The following is a 22,567-nucleotide window of genomic DNA, read 5'->3' on the forward strand; positions in this document are numbered from 1 at the left end:
TTATAATGACTCAAGAAAAGGTAGAAATAGCAATTAGTAGTAGAAAAGGTTCTTCAGAACTAAGAATTAAAAAGCTGTTAGAAAATCCGAATGTGGATTCTGTTGCGATTATGGATCCAACAGGTGAATATACAGTTTTTAATCCAGTCAAAGAACTATCTAAAAAGCTTCCTATTTCTGATGGAAATATTCTTGTTGATGAGTTTGGTAAATATAAGGAAATAGCAATCATGCTAGGTTTAGAAATTACTGAATTTAAAGGAAAATTAGCTTATAAAATCGTTGATAGTAAGGAAAGAGATGAACGTAACTAATATTTACAGATTGATTTTAAAAGACGGTCTTAGGCAAACAAGATTTAAAAATAGTCGGTTAAAAAGTCTATCTTCAGCTGATGAAGGAGCTAAGGGATCCATTTTCGGTTATCGCTCTAAGCAGGAGATGATGGCGGCTAAAGGGTTGGTTCTAACCTCTCTTGAAGCTTTGGAAGATCATCAGGCAACCTTTAGCCACTGGACCCCGAACGTTTATCGTTATGGGACGTATAGTGATCAGAACCGTCAGATCACTAAAGGGCACAGTGAGGATAATTTAAGGCAAATTAATACCTTCTATGTGGACTTTGATATTCATTCTAGGGTTGAAGCTATGACCAGCAGCGATATTCTAACGGCTGCGATCGATCTGGGCTTCATGCCAACGGCTATTCTAAAATCTGACCACGGCTATCAAGCGTATTTTGTCCTTTCTGAGCCTGCTTATGTCACGGCTAACTCTCAGTTTAAAGTAGTTAAAGTTGCTAAGACTATTTCTCAAAATCTGAGACTTTATTTTCAAAAAGAAGGACTGCCTGTCGATATGACGTGTAATCACTTTGGGATTGCTCGAATGCCCCGAACAGATAATATCGAGTTTTTCCATGAAGAGTACACTTATCCGTTTCAGGAGTGGCTTAATTGGTCAATGAAACAGTCAGACCTTCCATTTCCAAGTAAGAAACCTAATCTAACAGTTATTACGGGAACATCGGGACAGAAACAAATTGATGAACCCTGGTATCACAAGCTGATGAATGAGTCAGTCATTAAAGGCGCTAAAGCTCAAATGGGCAGAAACAACGTATTGTTTACATTGGCTTTAGCGAACTATTCATCAGGTGTCTCTCAGGGCGATTGTGAGGCCGTTTTAGATCAATTCAATGACCGATTGGCCGAACCGCTCGCCTCAGAGGAAGTCCTAAAGATTATCAAGAGTGCTTATTCAGAGAAATACGAAGCAGCCAGTCGGGAATATATTTTGCTGCTGTGCAAGACTTGGGTCGATGCCGATTTAATGGTAAAAGACCTCTTTATCCGTCAAGGGTGGACCAAGTTTAAGAAAAAGCGCAGCCAGCGTTCTCGATCTCATTTTTACGAGTGGAAGGAAGATGTTCTGGCTTACCTGAGGGAAACAACCTCAATGGATAGTCCAATCTTATACACGTCTAAAAAGACAATCCGAGAGGCTCTCAAAATTCCTGAACGCAGTTTGGATAAAGTTTTACAACTGCTGAGAGAAGATCAGAAAGTCTTCTATACCGTTAAAGCTGGCCGCGGAGGCGGCATTAGGATTGGAGCTGTTAGAACGCTCTTACTGCAGGTTCTCCAGCTGAAAAAGGAGAAGCAGGCGGCTTATATGAGCTATTTAGCAGATCTATTTAGAGAAAAGAGGGAAAGGATAGCGAGAGTCATAATAGAAGCTTTAGAAAGCCTAGAACAGGCTAGACAGCTCTATTTGTTTGAGGCTGATATTGGCTAAAATTCTAAACCCGCAATCTGCCATTACATTTATATCTAGGATAGGCCATGCTATCTGTTGAAAAGACAGAGCGGGGAAATTTAATTTAGCTGGTGTTAGCAGGTGTCAAAAAGGAGAATCTTATGTGCTGGATTATTTTTAATTATGAAAGTGGGGATTTTGTGAGGGAAAAGGGAGCAATCAAGACATTTGATAGCTTGGGTTTGGCTCATCAGTATCTAGAGCGATTCCGTTTAGAGCTACCAGAGGCTGTTACTAAAAAAGTCAGTGAGTATGACCAAGATAAGATTTGTTATTACAATGCCCCGTTTAAATTTTTCCGGGCTAGTTAGGAGGTCTTATGGCTGAACAAGCTGGTCTCCAAACCAAAATTATAAAAGGGTATTACCTTACTGGTTTGGGGCAAGAAGCCAATGTTTATTATTTTAAGATCAATAATAAACATCAGAATTTTTACCAAATTGAGCCTGGTCAGGTTTGCCTGACGTTTTATCAATCTTCTGATTATTTGACGCCCCTACCAGCTTTGATACGGGTTGATCGGATCATCAGTTCAAAAAAGGGTGTTGCTCATTTTCTTAAAGAGGAGAAACAAAAGCATTATCCTCTAATGCCAATTTTAGGAATTTATACCGAGTTTGATATTGATTCCTTTGGGTCTATTTTAGAGGCTTATAAACAGGTAGAAAAGGAAGTTCACCAACTAGCCAAGGTAACCAAGGTTCAGCTTAGCTTACTTGATTTTATGGAGGACTAAATAAAAATGAAAAATAGAATTGAAAAATCACTCGGACTCGTTGCAGGCAGACATGATTTGCCTGTGAAAGATTACGTTTTTGGAGAAGGAGATATTATATTTCCTATCAATCCTGCCCATTTATATGATGTTGTCGGGACAAAATTAGACAATTTAAATATTAAACCAGGGACAGGTGATCTCACAGTTTATGTAACGGGCTTAACTCCAGCATTAGTAGCGGTGATTAAGTCGGCCAGAGACAATGGCCATTATCTCACGCTTATGTATCATGATCGTGATACAGACAGTTGGATTCCTGATGTCATTTCTGGGAAAGAAATTGAAGGAGAAGATTATGACATATAAGTTGCTAGATTATGTTGGGGACCGAAGCCTAGTACTTAAAAGTATCAAGACGGCAACAGAAAAACCTTGCACACGGCAGGGGCAAGCTGCTATTAGGATGCTGAATAAAAGGTATTTTAAAAATTATAAAGGCACTTTATATTTGCCTTCTCTAAAGAGGTGAAGATATGAGATCCCTATTACGTTACCCAGGCAGTAAGTGGAATCTTGCCAAAAGGATTGTGGACTTACTGCCTAGACATAAGAGTTACTTGGAACCCTATTTTGGCTCTGGAGCGGTGCTCTTTACCAAATCGGCCAGCTCAATAGAGACAGTTAACGACTTATCAGACGAGGTTATTAATCTTTTCCAAGTTATCCAGTCTGATCCTGGCACCCTTCAGGAGAAGCTGTTCTTAACGCCTTACAGTCGCAAAATCTATGATATGGCTTGGGAACAGCACCCCAAAACAGAAGTTGATCAAGCTTTTAATTTCCTGATTCGCTCGACCATGTCTCACGGCTTTCGTCTGAAAGAAAAGTCAGGCTGGAAGAACGATATTATTGGCCGTGAACGGGCTTATGCTGTTAAGCATTGGAATGATTTACCTAGCCTGATTCAAGAGATTGCTCTGCGCCTGAAAAAGGTGCAGATAGAGAATCGGCCAGCTCTGGAATTGATCAGCCGTTTCGATCATCCAGAGGTCTGCATGTATATTGATCCGCCTTATGTTCTGTCAACCAGAACAAGGGAGCAGTACCAGTATGAGATGACAGACAAGGATCACATAGAACTTTTAGAAGTTTTGAATCAAAGCAAAGCTAAGATTATTCTTAGTGGCTATGCCAGTGATTTGTACAATCAGTATTTATCCAACTGGGAACACTTGGAATTTGCAGCGACTGCAGAACAAGGACTACCACGGACGGAAGTCCTTTGGATGAATTTTCAGCCAGCCCGGCAGTTAGAATTGTTTAGTCAAGATGTGGAACAGCAGAATTTATTTAGTTAGAAAGGTGGAGAAATGACATGGAAAACAACAACGGACAATACGCTTGGGGAGACTACCTCCCACTAGGCAATAAGCAATATCTTTTCTGGGTCGAGGACGATAAAAATTGGGTTGTCGACGCTTCTCGGATTACCTTGAAAGATAATGTCACTATCGAAGAAGTTGAAGCTTCTGACTTTTTAAGCTGGCATTCTGATGTGATAGAAGCATCGGCAGTTGGTTATGGAGCTGGATTTGCCCTTGCTGGGTATGATGGCTTTAGACAACAAGAAGCAGAGGAGTGTCATGACGAAGCCTATTCTTATTTCGTAAAGGAAGAGGAAGAAGTTGATTATAAAACCTTTGTCCACCTGAAGGAAATGGCAGAAAAGAGGGTATAAATGGATGTTTATTTTTTAGAAAGAATGCTTGCACTGTTGTTAGTGCTTGCAAATTTATTTTTTCCTGTTGCAACTGTTGTAAGTGATGATATCAAATATTTTGTTTCTATTATTTTAGTTGATGTGCTGGCTGTTGCTTGGTTTGTATGGATGTGAGGTATCTATAATGCAAAAATTTTTAGCTTGGGATAAAGAATTTAAAGAAATCTTACCAGTTCATGGCATTGACTTTGATCGAGAAATCATTTGGACCTTGCCTTATGTTGATGACAGTGATTGTGGTATCCGCTCTTTTGATAGTATTGAACTACTGGCTTCTACAGGGATAAAAGATAGGGAAGGCAACATGATTTATGAAGGTCATATCCTAGAAAGCCGTGCCTCTGAGAATCCCTTGGATTGGAAACATTGGACTGTTTACTGGACGGATGGCTCATTTGAGTTTCGTCACTATTATGAGCCTTCTGATAAGCGTAAAAAGACGATAGATCTCTCAGATCTTTTATGTGAGGATCATGTTGAATTTTATGGCCTTGTTATTGTTGGCCATGCTTTTGAAAAGAAAGGAAAATAACCATGTTAAATCATAATAGTTATGTTGTCACAGATGGCAATCACCTCTATTTCACAAACTGGTATGACGTCTTTGCGGTTGTAGCAGTAGATGATATGCCAGGAGCTGATTCTGGGGCTAAACGCTTTAACACCTTAGAGGAAGCTAAGGAAGTTGCTGATATATTAGGTTGGCAAGTTAGAAAGGTAGAAAATGATTGAAATTGCTCGAGATATAAAAGTTCATAGAGAGCTGGCCTTAGAACAACTCAATGACTTGCTTCCTGATAAAGTGCCTAAAGTCGTTATTGGTGAACCCCCATTTCATCTTAATCAAACTCTTTATAGCTGGTGTGACTGGCTAAGGTTTAATCGTCAAATATCTAGGCAAGAACTAGACTGCGCTTTCTCGAAGGATATGGGTTATTGCGAATGGTTGGACTTCTGGGAAAGTGTGAAAGGTGTGAAGGTTTCCTTTTATGACTATATTAATAATATTGCCTACATATCTGAAGATTTAGCCCAGTTAAGAGAAAAGGAATAACATATGAAATTTCTTGATTTATTCGCAGGAATAGGGGGCTTTCGCCTTGGTATGGAATCCGCAGGCCATACCTGCCTGGGTTTCTGTGAGATTGATAAGTTCGCCAGAGCCAGTTATAAAGCTATTTATGATACGAAAGGAGAATTAGAGTTACATGATATCAGAAGGGTGTCAGATGACATTATTCAAGGACTCGGAAGTGTGGACATTATCTGTGGCGGATTTCCGTGCCAGGCTTTCAGCCTTGCGGGAAACCGACGAGGTTTTGAAGATACACGAGGAACTCTCTTCTTTGAAATTGCAAGGTTCGCATCTCTTCTCAGACCTCAATATCTATTCCTTGAGAACGTCCGAGGGCTCCTCTCCCATGAACGAGGCCTTACATTTGAGACCATGCTCAGAACCTTGGACCAACTGGGGTATGATGTGGAATGGCAAGTGCTTAACAGCGCCCATTTCGGTGTCCCCCAAGATAGACGCCGGGTCTACATTATCGGACATCTTAGAGGAGCAGGTACCCGACCAATATTTCCTCTCGGAGACAGCGACACAGAAGCTCAAAAATTTCAAGGACAAGAAGCTGTTACCAATACTCTCAACGCCAGATACTACGAAGCCCAGCGTAACGGATCGTACATTGTTGAAGGTCAACAGCCGCAGGCCGTTGGCAACGTCAACCCCTCTGGCCGAGGAATGAATGGCAAGGTTTATCAAACGAATGGCTTAGCTCCTACACTCACTACGAACAAAGGAGAAGGCGTCAAGATCATTCAACGCAGCCATGGCTATAACAAAGGCGGTGACCATGATCTGGCTCCAACCTTAACCAGCAACAGTTATCAGGAAAACAATTATCTCAAGATTTATGATTTACACAATCAATCAGAAAAAGAGATAATTGGGACTTTAACGGCTAATGGTCATTCTGGGTCAACGTCTGCAGGAACCTTTGGAATAGAGCAAGGGACAAGGATTCGCAAACTAACACCTCGAGAATGTTGGCGCCTGCAGGGTTTTCCTGATTGGGCTTTTGATAGGGCTCAAGCGGTCAATTCTAATTCTCAACTGTATAAGCAAGCGGGGAACAGCGTCACTGTTCCTGTGATCCAAGCAATCGCAGAGCGACTAGTGTAGAAAGGAAAAACAAATGAAAGATAATCCAACACGCAATGAAAGACGAGAAAAGAAGGAAGGGTAATGGACATGAACTCATCTAAAAAAATCTGGCTAATCTTTTTGGCTGTTGTCATTATTATTTTAAGTGGGGTTAAAGTTGGTACCTCTGCTTTTGTCAAAGACTATGATAGGCATTTGACAGCCGCTGTTTATCAAAAGACGGTGGTCAATCAGGATGTTAACTTGGTGTTCTATAAGCCTGGTTGTCCTTACTGTAAGGCGGGAAAACAGGCTGTCATTAAAGCTGCGGAGAAGAACTCTTACCCCACTTACTATGTTGATGTAACATCTAAAGCTGGCCACACATTAGTAGAAAAGTATGGAGTGGTTAAATCAGCCACAGTCATAAAGATCAGAAATGGCAATGTCCGTTCTTATACCTATGCCATAAAAACTAAATCAGGTCAAAAAGTTGCTAATAACAAAGCGATTGAGGAGGTTTTTGGTGAGTAAAAGAGCCATCGAAATATCCCAAAGGAGTAACCGCTCATGATTAATTTTCTTTTTCATAATACGTTTGATTTACTGTTACTGGCTTGTTATTTGCTGCCGATCTGTCGAATCAGTTACTATTGGAATGATGAGGAAAGAAATAAAATTCTTAGCCCCATTTTAGCCATTATCTTGATGATTTTTCAGCGGTTATTAGGCACAAAGTTTCAGGGATTCACCTGGGACTTTTTTAGAAAAAAATGACGCTGAACTGTCGGTAAATTTGTTAAAAAATGATTATCCCTTAAACTCTTATTATCTTAAACAGAAAGGACTGTAACCTATGGATAGTCTCAAAAAGGTCCGTAACCGTCTGAATGAATCCCCATTTCTTCAGACGGTTCTCTGGCCTTTTACATGGTATAAACGCAATAAAGTCAGGCGTAAACTTGTCAATGTTTTGGTTCTTTTATCGGTCATCTCATACCTGGTAGTTGGCTCTTATTTCTCACCAAATAAGCAGAAATATTCAGATGCCCAGTTGGCCACCGAACAAACTTTCCAGAATAATTCTGGCAGTATTAAGATGACGTCTCAAACGTATGATAAGAAGAAAGGAGCCATTGTTCTTCAGTTTGAAACATCAGATAAAACAACGGATGTGGACTTGGGTATTGCTTCAGATAATCTCTCTTGGAAGATGTACGCCAAGAATCCATCTGAAGCGATGCAGATGGAAGTTGTACCAATTATTGATAATAAAATTTCAGTGATTATCACAGGGGTTCCTAAAAATTTTGAGGCAATTGCGATCGATATTACTAACCATTCGGTTGATACTTCTGAAATCAATGTTGACCTGAATGACTCGTCATCGTCCTCTTCATTTGCTTCAAATCAGAGTCAAAAACCCTCTTCGGATGACAATGTTGTTGAGTTCTATGTCACGACTCAAGGACCAAAATTGAAGTCTAAATCAATCGCTGAAACGTCTCGAGAAGCCTTCACTTTATCAGAGCTAGATAAGGAAGTGACCTTCCAAAAAGGGCAGCTAAAATCTCTCAATCGATCCATTGCCCAGCTGAATAAAGTTATCTCAGATGACGGTTCTAAGATTGAACGCTTGAACAAAGAGGCTAAGTATCTAACGGGGCAAGACTTGGAAGATAATCAATCTAATGTTGAGAAAATCCAAGATGATATTGACTCGAAAAATACAACGATTGAAGAGGCCAATGCCAATATTGAAACGATACAGGCTAAGTTGAAATCGTTAGCTGCGAAAAAAGAAGCCGTTAAAAATGGCACCTTTGAATTTGCCAGTCCTGTTCAATCGGTTCAGCTGAATAAATAGAGAAAGGAGATTTTAATGCTTCAATTATTTAAAAATTACCGTAAAGAAAGTACACCATTAACAGCAGCCGCTTTCTTAAATTGGCTCATAGGCTTTGTGGATAAATGGCTGTTTAGGTTAGTAACTATAGTTTACTTAGGCGTGTTGATTAGTTTTATTACTCATGTTTTCTTCCCGAAAAAAGCATTAGTAACTTTTGCGAATATGGGTCTAAACATGTTATCAGTAATACTGTTAATGCTATTCATTTTCTATTTGGCTAAGAGTCTTTTTGGGGACGAATTTTCTATTAGTTGGCTTTTTAAGTCTACGATTTATTTTTCGGTAAAATTTTCAATTCTAATGGCTTCTTTAAGATTGGTGCCAACTGACCAATTGCTAATATCTATGTTAGAAGTCTGGCTCATTTTTGGTATGATTCATCTTCTTATTAAGTTCCTGAAACCCAAAATTTTTCGAGCCTATCTCTTTAAAAAAGTTCTGAATAAAGCGTACTTAGGGATACGAAAATTAAACGATTCAAATATTCCTGAGACCAATATTTTTAAAGATGCGGCTATTGAAAATATTGACGATCGACTGCGAACGATTTCCAAACATGCCATCAAAAATGAGTATCAGAAATTTATTGAATGCTCCTATCTGTTAAAAAAAGAATCGACAAAAATTTCCACAGGATATAATGTGACAACTCACCAAAAGTTTAGACGATTTGAAAAAGGTGATCTTGTATTAACCCCAATTTTTTGTGTTTATCCTTTTGAAAAAGCTGAGTTACATTACAAGCTCTTGCCCTTATCTCTATCAGAATATTCCGGTTATACAAAGTCAGGAGAACTTGCCTTAGTGAGAAAATCAGAGCCTGTCGGTCAAGCAGAAATAGTAGAAAGTGAGAAATAAAATGGCTATGAAAAATTTAACGAAGCTGGATAAAGATTATGCAGCACAAGCAGAAAAATTGAAGGCGATTGAGGCTGAACGCAAGAAAGCAGAAGAAGCTTATCTGCTAGATTTGGGAAAAATTTATTTTCAACTCCGCAAGAAAAAGGAGAAATCGATTGACTTAGTTTCGGTCCATTCTGAGCTAAAAAATGAATTACAAACTCTCAAAAATGAGGAGAAAGAAAAACGGCAGGCGACTCAAAATGAGCCCGAAAGTTGACGACCTCTTCAGCTGAAAATGGGCGGAATCTTAAAAAAGGATTCGGCCTCTTTTCGTCAACAGCTGAGTCAAAATTATGGGCGTTTTGGTTCAAAAATGGCCAAAAAATCTTAGTGTTAATTGTATGTTATTTGAAAAATGCCTGTCATTTTAGTATGTCGTTGGTATGCTATAAGGCTAAAATAGCATGGTGTTATTAGTATGCGATAGCAGAGAAAGTTACCGGTACGGGAAACCCCGTCACTGACGGGTCCACACGGAACGTGGGGACAGTTTCCCTTATGCTCTTTTCTGACTCTGAGACCTCTAAAAAGGCCTTAGCCTTGGAGGAAAGTCTCAGACAAAGGAAAACCGCACAAACAGAAATTTTATATTTCGTTGTGGTGCGAGTCTGAGTTTTCTTTTTTGCTTCTTTTGGCTTTTTCTCCGTAAAAAGAAAAAAGAAGGGCGGCCGTTTTTGGGCCGCCTAAAAACTTTTCTTTGTTAGGGAATTGACTCAAAAGTTATTATCCCTTATGATGAGTTTGAAAAAAAATAGAGGGGATAAATTTATGGCAAAAACAAAGAAAAATAGAGTTGAAATTTCTGGCCTATCTGGTAGTGAGCTAAAGTATTTAAGAGCACTGGCCGAAAAAGAAAAGGCTTCGTCATTTAATCAGTTTCTTCTAAAAATGTGTCGAGATAAAATTCATCAGGGCCAGTTCAATCGGGCAGAACATTTGTACTTGGCTCACCTAACTCAGATGGCAGAAACGACAGCTTTCCTCAAACAACAATGGACCAAAAAGCAAGAACAGCTGAATCAAATGAATGAGCGGCTGAAAAAAATTAATGGACATATTTCTCGTTGGCTAGAGTATGAAGGTATGATTGAACCTCTGGCCATTGAGCAACGTCAAAAACGGGAAGAAGCGCTCTTAATGTCAGGTGAGTTTGAGGCCCTGCAAGAATTATTGATGGAGGATCATCATGAGTAAAGATATTAAAGTTAGAAATGTTTCGGATGCTGTTTATGAGCAGTTGAAAAAAATTTCAGAGACTTATCAGTACCCATCCTTTAATCAATTTATGTTGAGCCAATGTCAGATGATAGTTGCTAACGATGGACTCAATTATTATGATAATCAGTTTGCGACAGAGCTAACTGAGATTAAAGATCAACAGAAAGTTTTAGTTGAAACACTGGTCAAAGAAGATATTACAGAAGCGGCTATTTTAGCCCACCTTGATGTAACAGAAAATTTAGTTTCTGATTGGTTGGCATTTATGGATGATGTGGATGCTTTAGCTGCAGAAAGAAGGGCAGGTGGCGGAATTTGAAAAAAGGGAAAATTGCTTTTATTGTACTGATCATTGTGGTAATTATTTTAATTCAGCCACAAAATCGTCAATGGCTTTATGATTGGTTCACTCACCAATCCATCCCGAAGCAGTTAGGATTTGATTAGCTGGTAGGAAAAAATTTTGATAGGAGTAAAGATGGATAATCACAAAAAAGAAATACGTGTCGGCGTCTACATGACGCCTGACATTGAAGAAAAACTAACCGCTTTGATGCGGTATCGCTATGGCAAGGAAACCATCAGAAAAAAAGGCGTCACGATAAAAGATTGTATCTCGCTCTGTTATGATTTACTCATCGAAAATAATTTGGAAGAGACGCCGTTTGATGGTCGTGTTCAGGAGTTAAAAGGGAAGAAAACGGCAGCTGAAAAAATTGAAAGTCGGCTCAAACAGATGCAGCGGCAACAAGATGAATTGTTATATATTAGCTTAGCCAATTTTCAGCTGGGCCAGCATGGTCCTAATTGGGATCCGTTTGATTTGGCAAGTCGGAATTCGGGACGTGATCCCAAACAAAGAGACTTATTTGTGCAAATAGATGAGTTAATAAAAGCAGATGTGTCCAAATCTCAGACCGCCAATCAGTTCCATCAGTAGTAGGAGGTCACCATGACAAAAAGTCAAGAACTTTATCACCAATTAATCCACTATGATTTTACAGGGTATATTGATCCTTTTGAAAATTTAGGAACCTTTGATAAGGTTAATCGATCATTTAAGGAACCAGTAGACCAATTGGTTAATCCTTATACTAAAAAGCCCTATTCACACTATTGGCAAACAATTATTTCTGCCATGCGTGAGCTCTACTCCAATTATCAAAAAGCACTCCATGAAGAAAATTTGGCAGATGAAAGAGCTGAGACCACGCATTACTATTTAACGACAGAGGAAGAGAAAAAAGCTTTTGAAAAGAAAGTCACAACCTACTTGAGTTTGGGCTTCAATTTTTCTCAAGTTGCTGAAAAAGTCAATCGGGCTTCTGCCAGTTTACGAGAAAATTTTAAGCGTAGCGAGTTGATTGCTTACCAGACCCCATGCTTTTTTAATAAAGAAGATTTATCAGATGGTTTTATTTCCCATCACTGTCAATTGCCACTAACGAGTGGAGTTAGAAAGGGGTCATGATGCCGTTATCATTTTGGGGATTTTTGGCCTTGTTTCTGATGAATTTTCAGGTGGTCTTAGGTCTGGCCGATAAGCTGAAAGGGATTCGTCCGATTGCTTACTGGATCATTGTCTTGGCGACTGGCCTTTGTTATTTTTTGGCGGGCGGTCTCTACTTGGCTGATAGCTTAGTAGGGGAACAGCACCCCCCAAAAATTTATATCCTCTTCGGTTATGTTTTCCTAGTAATCGTCTCTAATTATATTGTGATCTGTTTACAGGAATTAAGAGAAGGCGGTGAGAATGATGAATAACCAAAGCCCAAGCATTACATTTATGCTGCAATATACGGAAGCTAATGCCCGCTACGTTGATTATACTAACCGTGACGAAGCTGTAGAGATTGATAATGATATTGTTCTTGATCAAACGACACAGGCCGTAGAAGGGCTGTCAGAGGCTCAAATAGCTGCGATTCATGCAGCCGTTCCTGAACAAGGCTTGGATTTTGAAAGCTACATCAATTATATGAATCGCTCTTATGCTACTGAAAATCAGAATGATGAAGTGACGGCCATCTTTACCCAAGATGTTAATTATTTGGCCAGAGATCAGGTTGATCACTTAAAGGCGGATCTAACGGAATCTTATGAACATGGCTGTTTGCTGTGGCAAGGTGTTATCTCTTTTGATAATGCCTTTTTAGCTAAAGAGGGGCTCTATGATATTGAGACAGGCAAGGTTGATCAACAAGCTATAAAAAATGCTGTTCGTGAAGCCATGCCTGGTGTCATCGCTAAGGAAGGATTGGATGACAGTGCCTTTTGGTGGGGAAATATCCACTTAAATACCGAACATGTCCATGTGCATTTTGGACTGGCTGAAAAAAATTCAGCTAGGGATCGGATTTTCTACCAGCCAAGAAGACGATGGGAGTATCGAGGCAACTTTTCCCAGAAGACAATTAAACAACTCAAAAGTCAAGTCTTTCACGGTTTGCTGAGTGAGCGCACTAAAGAGCAGCACCTGCGCCAAGAACAAATTTTAGCCAATTTAAAAACGAATCTCATCCAAGAGGTTTTTAAGCCCGAAAAAATTACTCAGGCGATTGAGAAAAATTTTTTGGAGCAGGCTTTTAACCACTTACCCTCAGGAAAAAAGTGGCGATATGGCTCTAACGCTAAAGATTTTGCGGTTAGTAAATTCTTTTTGGATAAGTATATTGACTCTTACTTGGCCAATGAGGGGAAGGCTGTCTACGAAGTCTGGCAGTCTGAGACCAAGGCCTTTTTAGAGCTCTATCAGGCCAGCTATACGGCTGCAGAAGGAACCCACTACGAGGCTTTTCGGAAGGTTACTGGCGAGGAGCATCGAAGAAATGTTATTAGTCAGGGATATCAGCTGGAAAAATTTCTTCAGAAGCGGGAACTGGAACTTAGAGAGCGGCTGGGCAATCGGATATTGAAGCAGTTTAAGCAGGAAGCCCCGCAGTTTTCCGAATCCTTAGAATCGAACCTAAAGCATTTCTCTCAACACAATCAGGAAAGTATTTTACAACAGGAGCCTTCCGCTAGATTGTTACGAACAGCAGAAGGCTGGCAGGCTAGAGGATATGAAATTTCTAAAGGGACCAAGGCTATTCAGGTTCAAAAGCCTGTTTATGAGCACTATGATCAATCGGGACAGGGTCAAGGCAAGGTCATTGGCTTTGAGTCTCATCCTTACTACGATGTTAGTCAGGTAAGGCAAAATCTGGCTGAGAAAAAAATGACGCTCAATGACCTGAATGTTTTTAGTGAGGAAGATCTCAGCCGTTTAATTGATGCGGCCAATCAAAAAGACGGTAAAAACGAAAAAGAAAGCAAGGAGCTTGGTCTCTTTCGCTATGCACTGAGGCTGAGAAGTTATCAAGAAGACCAAGCCAGCCTACTGGTGACACAGCGTCTCCTAGGACAAATTGAGCCAACACGGCAGAACCAAGCTTACTTAGCCTTTAAACAAAAAGAAGTAGCGGAACGCTTGTACCTTACTCAGCTAGCCTTGACCCCTAGTTATCAGTTGAAAGATAAGGATAAAATCAGAAAAGCAGATTTATCAGAAACTTATGCCAAAAGTCGGCAGTTTCCACTTGAGAAGGCAACCGCAGAAGGCATCAAGAAGCCTGTTACTCGACTTCAAAAGGAGTTGGATCTCGTGAGACGGACGCATGATCAATCGCTGATCAGTATATCTTCTGGTCAAAATATGGATCGACAAGCTTATCAAAAGCAATTAGAAACCCATTTAGCTGTCTTTAAAACCAAGTATAAAATTCATACGAATAATGAGACCATGAAACACCTGGCTGATGAGCAGCTGAAACGGCCTTATCGTCAAGAGAATGCCCGCTATTTTAAAGTCTTGATAGGCTATTACGATCAATTATCCGAACCGAAAAAAGAAGTGACCCCAGTTGAAAATCAAAGTCAAGGTCTTTACCAGATGGTGTCTCGTCAGCTGAACCAACAGAAGGCTCAGAAGTGGGAGCAGCTGCACAGTCGGCAGGGGTTTAGGGCTACCAGTCAATTTATGTCTGGTTTGTCTAAGTCTCTGAAATCGGCGGCCAGACAGGAAGAACAAGCATACCGTAATAAGCGAAGAAGTGATGACCGTGAAGAAGAAGAAACCCGAAGTTTTTAGTAGATCATCAATAAAAATAAATATAAAAATATGCGTTTAAATATTGATGGATATACAAATATGTGTTAAAATATGTATATAAAATAAAAAAAGGTAGCTAAAATGAGAGGTGAATAAAATGGAAATGAAAAATCAAAAAATTGAGGAACTGATCAAGGAAGTTGGCTTAATGGAATGGAAAAAAACTAAAAGAGAAATTAAGCAATACTTGATTTTGGAATTTGAGATTCTTTACCCTTCTAGAAATATTCTTGAGCAGATTGAATTGTTTGCAAAAGATATTATTCAATTTTGTTCCAATCTTGTTGAGATGTCTGATAATACAGACTTTGAAAAACTAGTCGCTAAATTAGATCAGTTAGAATCTGTAGGCCCTTATAAATACGCCCTTTTCACTGTGAGTTCGGCTTTACTAGATTTTCTTGGGGAATGGCGAAAAAAAGAAGTCAAAAAGCTACATAAACAGCTTAATGACTTGATGAAATAGTAGAAAAAGAGGTAAAAACTATCTATGGCACAAAAAGTGAACTTAAAAATGAGGCCGTCGAGGTTATATAGAGCTTTTCGGAAAGTTCAAAAGACAGCCTATCGTAAAGATTTTTACGATATTGAGACAGAGGAGCGGATCACTCCTCAAGAGTGGACCTCTGATGCTGTACAGGGATTGATAGGCCCTGTCAGTTGGGGATCTGTAAGAGGAGGTTTCCATGGGTTTAGGCGTTGTATATCAGTTAAAAACCATACGGGCAAACGAGTGGTTATTGCGAAACCCACTCGAAAACCCGAAAAGCTAAGTTTCGATAATTTAAATATTATCGAAGATTTAAATATTATCGAAGAAGTGATCGAAGAAGAGTGATAGCTCATTTTGGTGAATATGAGGAATAAAAGATGATTGTATACATTAAAGAAGTACAGAAATCTCTATCAAATGCAGAATGATATTCATAACTTTTTAAAAGAACGCAGTACAAGTTTGCCAGCGGGTCAAGAAATCCAAATTACTTCCATCAGTATACCAGAACCGTACTGGTCTAGTGGACGTGATGAAAATGTGTACGATGGGAGTGCTTATATTTATTATGAAAGATGGTTGGATGTTAATGATATTGAGGCAATAGACATTAGCCAATATTAATATAAAGAGCTGAGAAGCTCTTTTCTTTTTTGTTAAAAAATTCTCGTGACTTGTCTGTTTACCCATAGATAGTGGCTTTTTTCGGCTGAAAAAGAATTATTTTTGTTGACATACCACGCATTGCGTGGTATAATAAGTATGTAAGATAAAGGAGGAACAACAATATGGAAGCAGAAGAATTAAGGGCGATGGCGAAGGAAATCGCAGAATCCCTCTATAGTGATGGCATGATATTTTATGTCTTAGAAAATGGAGATTACGGTGTCACCCAACAAGGAAGCGCCTATTGGCCAGTTAGAAAGGTTTGGGAGATTGGTCTGGATAAGTGGATTTGGAGAGAAAGTCTTGACGAGGCTGGAATTACTGAGGATGACATCAACGATGTTTCTGATACTTTGATCGACTACATCGAGGATGACCTTCAATGGGCGAATTTGGAATCTCTTATTGAACAAAATTAGTGGGGCTTTCGCCCCTGCTTTTGGGAGGATGACATGCGTAAATTGGAGCTATTAGGACTAAAATTTGGAAGGCTCACTGTTATTAAGGAAGTTAAGAGTCCAGAAAAAGACTCACATTGGTTGTGCCAATGTGAGTGTGGGAAGATAGTTGAGGTGAGAGGAACTGCCATTAAAAACGGAAAGACACAATCTTGCGGTTGTCTAGCTAAAGAAACAGCAAGACAGCTAGTAGGAAAAGGCACGCTAAAGGAAAGAGCCTCGGAAGGATACGACCAGAAGCGTGTTGAGGGTGTTGCTACGTTTTTGATAAACGAAAAAATCCAAAAAAATAACAAAACTGGCTATAATGGTGTACAAGCCTACCATCTTGCAGATGGACGTGTAAGATATATGGCTTATTTAACTGTTGGTAAGAAACGTTATAGTAAAAAGGGATTTAAAAAAGCTATAGAAGCTCACAAATATAGACTTGAGCTAGTTGATAAGCATGTGCCAAAAGAGGAGAACATAAATGAAATTTGAGTTATTTAAACAGCTATATAGCGAAGCTTTAGAGGATGGTATTACTCTGGAACTTTACATAGCAGAGCGTGGTTGGCAAGAGTGGATGGATGACTATGATCCACAGGAAGTTGCTGATATGTTGACTAAGATTTACACTTTGGCCAACAACTCATTAAAAGACACTCGTAATATGTCAAGAGCTGAATTCTCAAGAGAGTATTCCATCCCCATAAGGACATTAGAGGATTGGGATTTAGGTAAGAGAATACCGCCAGTCTATATAAAACTTCTACTTGATTTTGCTCAATTTAATAATTATTAAATTAAGTATCATACAGAAAAAAGGCCTTTCTTTTATAGAGGGCCTTTTTGCTATTTTTATTTAAATACCTTTGTGTTCTGAGAAAAATTTTGTTCGTGAACTGTCGGTAAATTTAAAAAATTTGCATTATCCCTTATCCTGTCTCCAATTCTAAAGAAAAGGAGACGTATTTATGTTTTTATTTCCAAGTGTTGTGGAAAGCGACTTTGATTTCTCAGCTGATTGGCTAGTCGTTGCGATGGATGATACCAGTAAGATTATCACTTTTGATGGGACTGGCCAGAATCAGGATTTATCTATGACCCTATCATACGAAAATCCTTTGGATTATAGGTCCTTTAGTATTGGTGATCTGATCAATTTTCCTAGGGAAACATTTGTGGATATAGACGATCCGCTAGTGCAGTAGGGAGGTAAAGTCATGGCAAATTTAAGTCGCAAAGAGCAGCGAGACTTAGCTAGGTCTCGGGATATTGTAGAAGTGGCTGAAAGTCTGGGAATGGATCTTATCCGATCTAGTAGTCAATATCGCTGGAAAGACCATGATAGCTTAGTTATCAGTCCTAAACAAGGCCTTTGGAATTGGCATAGCCGTCAGGTGGGCGGGGATGTTATCTCTTTAGTTGAGACCATTAAAGAAGTCAACTATAATCAAGCAGTTGAGTTTCTAAATACAGGAAATTTCACCCAACAAGATTACAATCAGCTACAGGAAAAAGAGGATTTTAATTATTATCTTCAACGCTATGAGCAGCCGCTTGAAGAAGGCCGTCGCTATTTACAAGAGCAGCGAGGCTTATCAGCTGAAACCATTGATTTTTTCAACCGTCAAGGTGTTTTAGCTCAGGCAAATATTTTGAGAAATGACCAGATTGAACCAGGTCTGGTTTTCAAAAGTTTTGATAGTTCTGGGAAATTAGTCGGCGCCTCTTTGCAAGGAATCCGTCAGAATTTTGAAAAGTATCCTAAAAAAGGTTATTTAAAAGAAGTTATGAAAAATTCTGATGGTCTCTCTAATTTCCATGTAGATATTGGCCAGCCTCAGCGCTTGCTCTTTATGGAAGCACCTATTGATTTGATGTCCTACTATGAGCTGCACAGGGATACACTTCAGAATGTTCGTTTAATTTCAATGGAAGGCCTTAAAGAAGGGGTCATCAGTCGTTATGCAGCTGAATTAGCTGCTCAAGATAATAATAATTTAGAGTGGTTCCAATCCCGAAACCCTGAACAGTTACATGATTTTCTTGATAATAGTATCAAAAGCCATACTATCGATCGTGTCATCAGGGATAACCAAATGATTACTCTAGCTGTAGATAATGATGAAGCTGGCCGCCATCTCATTTCTAAGCTCCAGAAAAAAGGGATTCCGCTTACTGTAGATATCCCTATAATTGAGGCTGAGGATCAAATTAAGCAGGATTGGAATGATGCCTTAAAAGAAGGTGCTCCAGAAGTTAAAGGATACCATCTCTATGGATTGCAACCGACAGATGAAGGTTTAGAAAAAGTTTATTCGGGTTATTACACTCCTGATGTAGCCCAAGCTAAATTGGAAGAGGCTTTAGGAGCAGGTGAGTTGATGATTGCGACAGAGGGCTATGAGCAGTTGAAGGATCTTCCTGATACAGCTTCAGAATGGGAACAATATCTTAGTCCTCAGTTTTCAGATGGGGATATTCCAAATTCTTTGACAAAAATTACTGCTTATCGTTTCAATAACCAAGACTATCCTGATATTGATAGTCTATTAGCTGCAGGTACTGCCTATTTACAATCACCTGAAGGTCAAAAGTGGTTGTCAAATGACCCTGAATATCATCAAGACGTATTAACCAGATTTGAGTCTGATACTGCTACCTCTAAGCAAAAAATAGAAATGATGGGTAACTTTGGATATGTAAAAGTCAATGGTTACACAATTCTTCCTGGGCTAGGCTATTCGGAAGCACTGAGCAATGATGCACAATATTTGAATCGTGAAGTGATTGCTGAAATTGATGCACGTTCATGGGAAAATCATGGTTTACCAACTGAGGTTGAGGAGGCTCATTATGAGCATCAGGAGGAATTAATAGAAGCTAATGAACGTTGGGGAATTGCGGAACAAGAAGCTAGTTCCTCTAACCCTAATCTTTTTACAGAAGCTCAAAAAGACCATATTCGTGAATTCTTTAAGACAAGAATAGTGGATGTCAAGGAAGATTATGTTTACTTACCAAATGGACAAGAAGATACAGGATACTTTTTGGATGGTTATTTATTTGCCCATCATTATGCTGAACTAGATCCACTATCTCCAGAAAAGCAAGTAGAGGCTTTAATGAGTCGATTGGTATCTGAAGATGGACGAAAATATGATCATGTTGCATTAGGATTTGATATCGAACGCTTGGATGAAGCATCTTTAGAAGAAAAATTTGGGTATGATCCCACTAAACCTATTGAAGATTTGAGACTCAATGAAAATAATATTGATCATATTGTTCAATCTGGAGAACAAGAATTTTCTAATTTGCAGCCCCAAGTTACTTCAATACCTATTACTAATTATGGTATTAGAGGAGCTGACAAAATTCTAAGGTTTACATCAGCTGAGGAATTGATTACTTACGTTAAAACAGATATTACGAATGATCAGAGAGAAGAGTTAGAAGCTTTACTGTCTCAGCCAGGCAGGGGCAGTAATTTAGATACGCTTATAGCTATTGATGCTGCTTATACGGATTATGATGTTTATCTTAATAATGAACCTATTTTAGATTTTGATCTTAATAGGATTAACGAAGAAGCCACAGAAATAAAACGAGAAGTTGCCAGAACAGAAGATCAATCTTCTGAAATCAATTTTTTAAATCAGGTTGACCAAAACTCTGTAACTTTTCCACCACTTATTCTCAGACAAGATTCGCTATACAGTGATTATTGGCATGTTTATCAAAGTGATGGTGATCTTGAATTTTATTTGTTTGAAGATGGTCAATTTGGTTATCGTGACTACGGTTCTCTCAGTCCACAAGAAGATAAAATTGTTTTTAAATTCCATTCGCACTCAGGAACAACTGATTTTCTGGTCACCCAAATGGGATATGAAGACGCTTTAAAATACATTGTTGGTGTGGATTGGGAATTCCTTGATGATACCGATAAAGCATTATTGAGAGAAAACTATGTTTTTGACAAACTGGAGAATTTTTTACAAGAATCGAATAGTTTTGAATTGGATTACTGGACTTTCGATAGCAATTTAAAGGAAGATGAGATTATTCAAAGATTGAACAGTGAGAGATTGAAAATGAGGGAAATGACTTCTTCTGTCCCAATACAACAAGAAAAAGCTCCTGATCAAGATCAAGAGCTTCCTAATAACACTGGGGGCGAACTATTAAATCGCAATTCCAGTTTTTTAGGAGAAGATGTTTCTCCAGGGACAGCACCGCAGCCCGTTGAGTCTAATGCTCAACCTGTTTTTCCTACCAATGTTCAGTTACATTTTACCACTGACACTGATAGGATGTCAAATAAATCCTACAGGAAAAACTTGCGGACGCTAAATCTTTATGCTAACACAATGAAAGATTCAGCTCAATGGTACTTGAGAGAACTAGCAGGTACTAATATTCATTATGTGTACCAAACACCAGCTAAAGAAGCACTCCAAATTTTAAAGGTTTCTTTTGATAAGAAAAATTGGATGCACCTAACAGGTGTAACACCCGTTTATTCAGAGCACGTAGAGAGCTTATCAGAATCTTTTATTGAAGATGTTGCTGTGGGAAGGGGGCATTTCAAAGATTTGAAATTTGCTGCTGGAATGTCGGATAAATTAAAAGTTCTCAACCTTCTTCCAGAAATTGTAGAGCCGGATACTTTTGTATTCAACGATTTATCTTCTGTTCAGAAGCTTAAAAATTTAGATTTGGCTAAAGCCATCAACCCCGAAGACAGTGATTTATTGCTGCTATTTAAGGAGCAGGAATTTAGTCATGTACCAGCTTCTCTTATGAGAATTAAGGGAGAATTGAGTGAGAAATTGGCCGCAACTGACAGCGGGACTGTATTTGGCGTTTATCAAGAACGAGATGGCCAGTTGAAACAAATTGCCATCAATAAAGACTACGTTAAAGATGGCGGTCAGGAAATGCTGAGGGTGCTCAAAAATAAACAGTTTGAAGAAATAGGGAAATCTCCTACCCCTGCTACTGAGGTTCCACCTGAATTTAATGTGGATCCTTCCCCTCTACAAAAAAGTCTGTCGCAGCGTGCGGCGGAAATAATGGAAGAAGATCGGCTAAAGGCTGAGCAGAAGTCCCAAGTTTCTTCAGCTGAAAAAAACTTTGACCCTAGTAAGGCAAGTGCTGAAGAATTGAGCGCTCATGCTTTGGAGCAGATCAGAAAGTATTCTGCTGATCCACAAGCTATGAAAGACTATCTAGACTTTATGAGCCATTTTCCTACCATGTCTCCAAGGAATGCCGCCTTGGTGCAAGAGCAGTGGCCAGGAGCACAAGCAGTCGCCACCTTTAATCAGTGGCAAAATATGGGGAAAAAGCTAGGAATTAAATCAGATGAGGTTTATCACTCAACCCGAACATTTACCAATAAAAAGACGGGAGAAACGGTCACAAAGACCTATGATCAGTTGTCCGTTAAAGCGGGTGAAAAATCACAGATAACTTTGCTGCGGCCAGTCATGGTTGATATGATTCCTGTTTTTGATGTGGCTGGAAAGCCTGTCAAAAATGAGCACGGTCGGACCAAGTATAAGCCCCGGGCAGAAGCCTCGGCCGCTGAAAAAGCCAAGATTAAGTCCAAAGAGTTACCTGTCAAAGAGTTTATGAGCGGGAAATTTACGACTTACAAGGTTTTTGAGCTCTCACAAACCACTTTAAAGACCGAAAGCTATCCTAAGGCTATGCCTAACCGCCACTTTGATTTTAATGTGGATAAGGTACAGACAGACAAGGTTTTAAAAGGCTTGTGTGATTACGGTAAAAAAATTGGAGTTGGCATGCAGTTTGATGAGTCTCATCGACTGGGGAATGCTAAGGGGGCTTATTTCCGTGACCAGCAAATGATTTTAATCAACCCTGAAAATACCCCAGGAGAACAAATTACAACCAGCATCCATGAGTTAGCTCATGCGACCTTGCATAATCCCAAGTTTATGAATAAGGGAGATATTGACTTATCAAGGAGCCATAAAGAGCTGGAAGCAGAGATGACCGCTTATATTGTCTCAAAACATTTTGGGTTAGATACCAGCGAAGAGGCCATCCCTTACATGGCCAACTGGACCGACAATTTGACTAAAATGAGTGATCAGGAATTGGATTACTCCATGAAGAGGATACACAAGGCAGCGGATCAAGTGGTGAAATGTGTTGAAAATCGGACCAACCCCCAGCCCCCCAGAACAAGGGACAGAGGGCTGTCACCAAGTCCAAAACCGGCTGTCCCTAATGCTCTAAACCCTTGAGGAAGAGTCTCACTACTGTGAGGCTCTTTTTTAATT

The 22,567-nt window shown here is 39.3% G+C and carries 30 protein-coding genes; all 30 read left to right on the plus strand.

Features of this window, described 5'->3' with window-relative positions:
- Window positions 1-5 precede the first annotated feature (5 nt).
- The 30 genes from AC4HAO_RS01095 to AC4HAO_RS01240 all read left to right on the plus strand — a co-directional run bounded on the left by AC4HAO_RS01095 (window position 6) and on the right by AC4HAO_RS01240 (window position 22,531).
- On the plus strand, window positions 6-314 hold the full coding sequence (locus AC4HAO_RS01095) for a hypothetical protein (protein ID WP_491134302.1): 309 nt from the start codon (window positions 6-8) through the stop codon (window positions 312-314).
- Entirely contained in the window at window positions 301-1,797 is a 1,497-nt protein-coding gene (locus AC4HAO_RS01100; RefSeq protein WP_491134303.1) for a primase C-terminal domain-containing protein, read from the plus strand. The genes AC4HAO_RS01095 and AC4HAO_RS01100 overlap by 14 nt, the downstream gene beginning before the upstream one ends.
- Window positions 1,798-1,919: 122 nt before the next feature.
- On the plus strand, window positions 1,920-2,129 hold the full coding sequence (locus AC4HAO_RS01105; protein WP_491134304.1) for a hypothetical protein: 210 nt from the start codon (window positions 1,920-1,922) through the stop codon (window positions 2,127-2,129).
- An 8-nt stretch (window positions 2,130-2,137) separates the two neighbouring features.
- On the plus strand, window positions 2,138-2,554 hold the full coding sequence (locus AC4HAO_RS01110) for a hypothetical protein (RefSeq protein ID WP_491134305.1): 417 nt from the start codon (window positions 2,138-2,140) through the stop codon (window positions 2,552-2,554).
- 6 nt (window positions 2,555-2,560) lie between these two features.
- The gene (locus tag AC4HAO_RS01115) at window positions 2,561-2,902 is read left to right on the plus strand and encodes a hypothetical protein (RefSeq protein WP_491134306.1); all 342 of its coding nucleotides are present in this window, start codon (window positions 2,561-2,563) and stop codon (window positions 2,900-2,902) included.
- A gap of 167 nt (window positions 2,903-3,069) precedes the next feature.
- The gene (locus tag AC4HAO_RS01120; protein ID WP_491134307.1) at window positions 3,070-3,894 is read left to right on the plus strand and encodes a DNA adenine methylase; all 825 of its coding nucleotides are present in this window, start codon (window positions 3,070-3,072) and stop codon (window positions 3,892-3,894) included.
- Between the two features lie 17 nt (window positions 3,895-3,911).
- The gene (locus AC4HAO_RS01125; RefSeq protein ID WP_491134308.1) at window positions 3,912-4,274 is read left to right on the plus strand and encodes a hypothetical protein; all 363 of its coding nucleotides are present in this window, start codon (window positions 3,912-3,914) and stop codon (window positions 4,272-4,274) included.
- Window positions 4,275-4,430: a hypothetical protein gene (locus tag AC4HAO_RS01130; protein WP_491134309.1), complete on the plus strand. Its 156-nt coding sequence runs from the start codon at window positions 4,275-4,277 to the stop codon at window positions 4,428-4,430.
- Window positions 4,431-4,440: 10 nt separating this feature from the next.
- Entirely contained in the window at window positions 4,441-4,848 is a 408-nt protein-coding gene (locus AC4HAO_RS01135) for a YopX family protein (RefSeq protein WP_491134310.1), read from the plus strand.
- 2 nt (window positions 4,849-4,850) lie between these two features.
- Window positions 4,851-5,048 (plus strand): hypothetical protein, encoded by a 198-nt coding sequence (locus AC4HAO_RS01140; protein WP_491134311.1) that lies wholly within the window; start codon window positions 4,851-4,853, stop codon window positions 5,046-5,048.
- Entirely contained in the window at window positions 5,041-5,370 is a 330-nt protein-coding gene (locus AC4HAO_RS01145) for a hypothetical protein (protein ID WP_491134312.1), read from the plus strand. The genes AC4HAO_RS01140 and AC4HAO_RS01145 overlap by 8 nt, the downstream gene beginning before the upstream one ends.
- Window positions 5,371-5,373: 3 nt before the next feature.
- Entirely contained in the window at window positions 5,374-6,504 is a 1,131-nt protein-coding gene (locus AC4HAO_RS01150; RefSeq protein ID WP_491134313.1) for a DNA cytosine methyltransferase, read from the plus strand.
- A 69-nt stretch (window positions 6,505-6,573) separates the two neighbouring features.
- Window positions 6,574-6,999: a thioredoxin gene (locus tag AC4HAO_RS01155; RefSeq protein WP_491134314.1), complete on the plus strand. Its 426-nt coding sequence runs from the start codon at window positions 6,574-6,576 to the stop codon at window positions 6,997-6,999.
- Window positions 7,000-7,321: 322 nt separating this feature from the next.
- On the plus strand, window positions 7,322-8,332 hold the full coding sequence (locus AC4HAO_RS01160) for a hypothetical protein (RefSeq protein WP_491134315.1): 1,011 nt from the start codon (window positions 7,322-7,324) through the stop codon (window positions 8,330-8,332).
- Window positions 8,333-8,347: 15 nt separating this feature from the next.
- The gene (locus tag AC4HAO_RS01165; protein WP_491134316.1) at window positions 8,348-9,232 is read left to right on the plus strand and encodes a hypothetical protein; all 885 of its coding nucleotides are present in this window, start codon (window positions 8,348-8,350) and stop codon (window positions 9,230-9,232) included.
- Window position 9,233: 1 nt separating this feature from the next.
- Window positions 9,234-9,494, plus strand: a complete 261-nt coding sequence (locus tag AC4HAO_RS01170) for a hypothetical protein (protein WP_491134317.1) — start codon at window positions 9,234-9,236, stop codon at window positions 9,492-9,494.
- A gap of 551 nt (window positions 9,495-10,045) precedes the next feature.
- On the plus strand, window positions 10,046-10,471 hold the full coding sequence (locus AC4HAO_RS01175; protein WP_491134318.1) for a hypothetical protein: 426 nt from the start codon (window positions 10,046-10,048) through the stop codon (window positions 10,469-10,471).
- On the plus strand, window positions 10,464-10,814 hold the full coding sequence (locus tag AC4HAO_RS01180; RefSeq protein ID WP_491134319.1) for a hypothetical protein: 351 nt from the start codon (window positions 10,464-10,466) through the stop codon (window positions 10,812-10,814). The genes AC4HAO_RS01175 and AC4HAO_RS01180 overlap by 8 nt, the downstream gene beginning before the upstream one ends.
- Window positions 10,815-10,973: 159 nt before the next feature.
- Window positions 10,974-11,435: a hypothetical protein gene (locus tag AC4HAO_RS01185; RefSeq protein ID WP_447452699.1), complete on the plus strand. Its 462-nt coding sequence runs from the start codon at window positions 10,974-10,976 to the stop codon at window positions 11,433-11,435.
- 12 nt (window positions 11,436-11,447) lie between these two features.
- Window positions 11,448-11,966 (plus strand): hypothetical protein, encoded by a 519-nt coding sequence (locus AC4HAO_RS01190; protein ID WP_491134320.1) that lies wholly within the window; start codon window positions 11,448-11,450, stop codon window positions 11,964-11,966.
- A complete protein-coding gene (locus AC4HAO_RS01195; protein ID WP_491134321.1) occupies window positions 11,963-12,259 on the plus strand; it encodes a hypothetical protein in 297 nt (98 codons plus the stop codon). Before AC4HAO_RS01190 ends, AC4HAO_RS01195 begins: the two co-directional genes overlap by 4 nt.
- Window positions 12,249-14,624, plus strand: a complete 2,376-nt coding sequence (gene mobP2 / locus AC4HAO_RS01200; RefSeq protein WP_491134322.1) for a MobP2 family relaxase — start codon at window positions 12,249-12,251, stop codon at window positions 14,622-14,624. Before AC4HAO_RS01195 ends, mobP2 begins: the two co-directional genes overlap by 11 nt.
- Before the next feature lie 118 nt (window positions 14,625-14,742).
- Window positions 14,743-15,111: a hypothetical protein gene (locus AC4HAO_RS01205; RefSeq protein WP_447452695.1), complete on the plus strand. Its 369-nt coding sequence runs from the start codon at window positions 14,743-14,745 to the stop codon at window positions 15,109-15,111.
- Between the two features lie 24 nt (window positions 15,112-15,135).
- Window positions 15,136-15,483, plus strand: a complete 348-nt coding sequence (locus AC4HAO_RS01210) for a hypothetical protein (protein WP_491134323.1) — start codon at window positions 15,136-15,138, stop codon at window positions 15,481-15,483.
- Between the two features lie 72 nt (window positions 15,484-15,555).
- Complete coding sequence (locus tag AC4HAO_RS01215; protein ID WP_491134324.1) at window positions 15,556-15,762, plus strand: hypothetical protein; 207 nt, start codon at window positions 15,556-15,558, stop codon at window positions 15,760-15,762.
- Window positions 15,763-15,926: 164 nt separating this feature from the next.
- Window positions 15,927-16,223, plus strand: a complete 297-nt coding sequence (locus tag AC4HAO_RS01220) for a hypothetical protein (RefSeq protein ID WP_491134325.1) — start codon at window positions 15,927-15,929, stop codon at window positions 16,221-16,223.
- A 33-nt stretch (window positions 16,224-16,256) separates the two neighbouring features.
- Window positions 16,257-16,745 (plus strand): hypothetical protein, encoded by a 489-nt coding sequence (locus tag AC4HAO_RS01225; protein ID WP_491134327.1) that lies wholly within the window; start codon window positions 16,257-16,259, stop codon window positions 16,743-16,745.
- Entirely contained in the window at window positions 16,735-17,049 is a 315-nt protein-coding gene (locus AC4HAO_RS01230) for a helix-turn-helix domain-containing protein (RefSeq protein WP_491134328.1), read from the plus strand. The genes AC4HAO_RS01225 and AC4HAO_RS01230 overlap by 11 nt, the downstream gene beginning before the upstream one ends.
- Before the next feature lie 172 nt (window positions 17,050-17,221).
- On the plus strand, window positions 17,222-17,458 hold the full coding sequence (locus AC4HAO_RS01235; protein ID WP_491134329.1) for a hypothetical protein: 237 nt from the start codon (window positions 17,222-17,224) through the stop codon (window positions 17,456-17,458).
- Window positions 17,459-17,470: 12 nt separating this feature from the next.
- Window positions 17,471-22,531: a PBECR4 domain-containing protein gene (locus tag AC4HAO_RS01240; RefSeq protein WP_491134330.1), complete on the plus strand. Its 5,061-nt coding sequence runs from the start codon at window positions 17,471-17,473 to the stop codon at window positions 22,529-22,531.
- Window positions 22,532-22,567: the final 36 nt, after the last annotated feature.

The sequence above is a fragment of the Streptococcus sp. ELY_137 genome, from assembly GCF_058314515.1.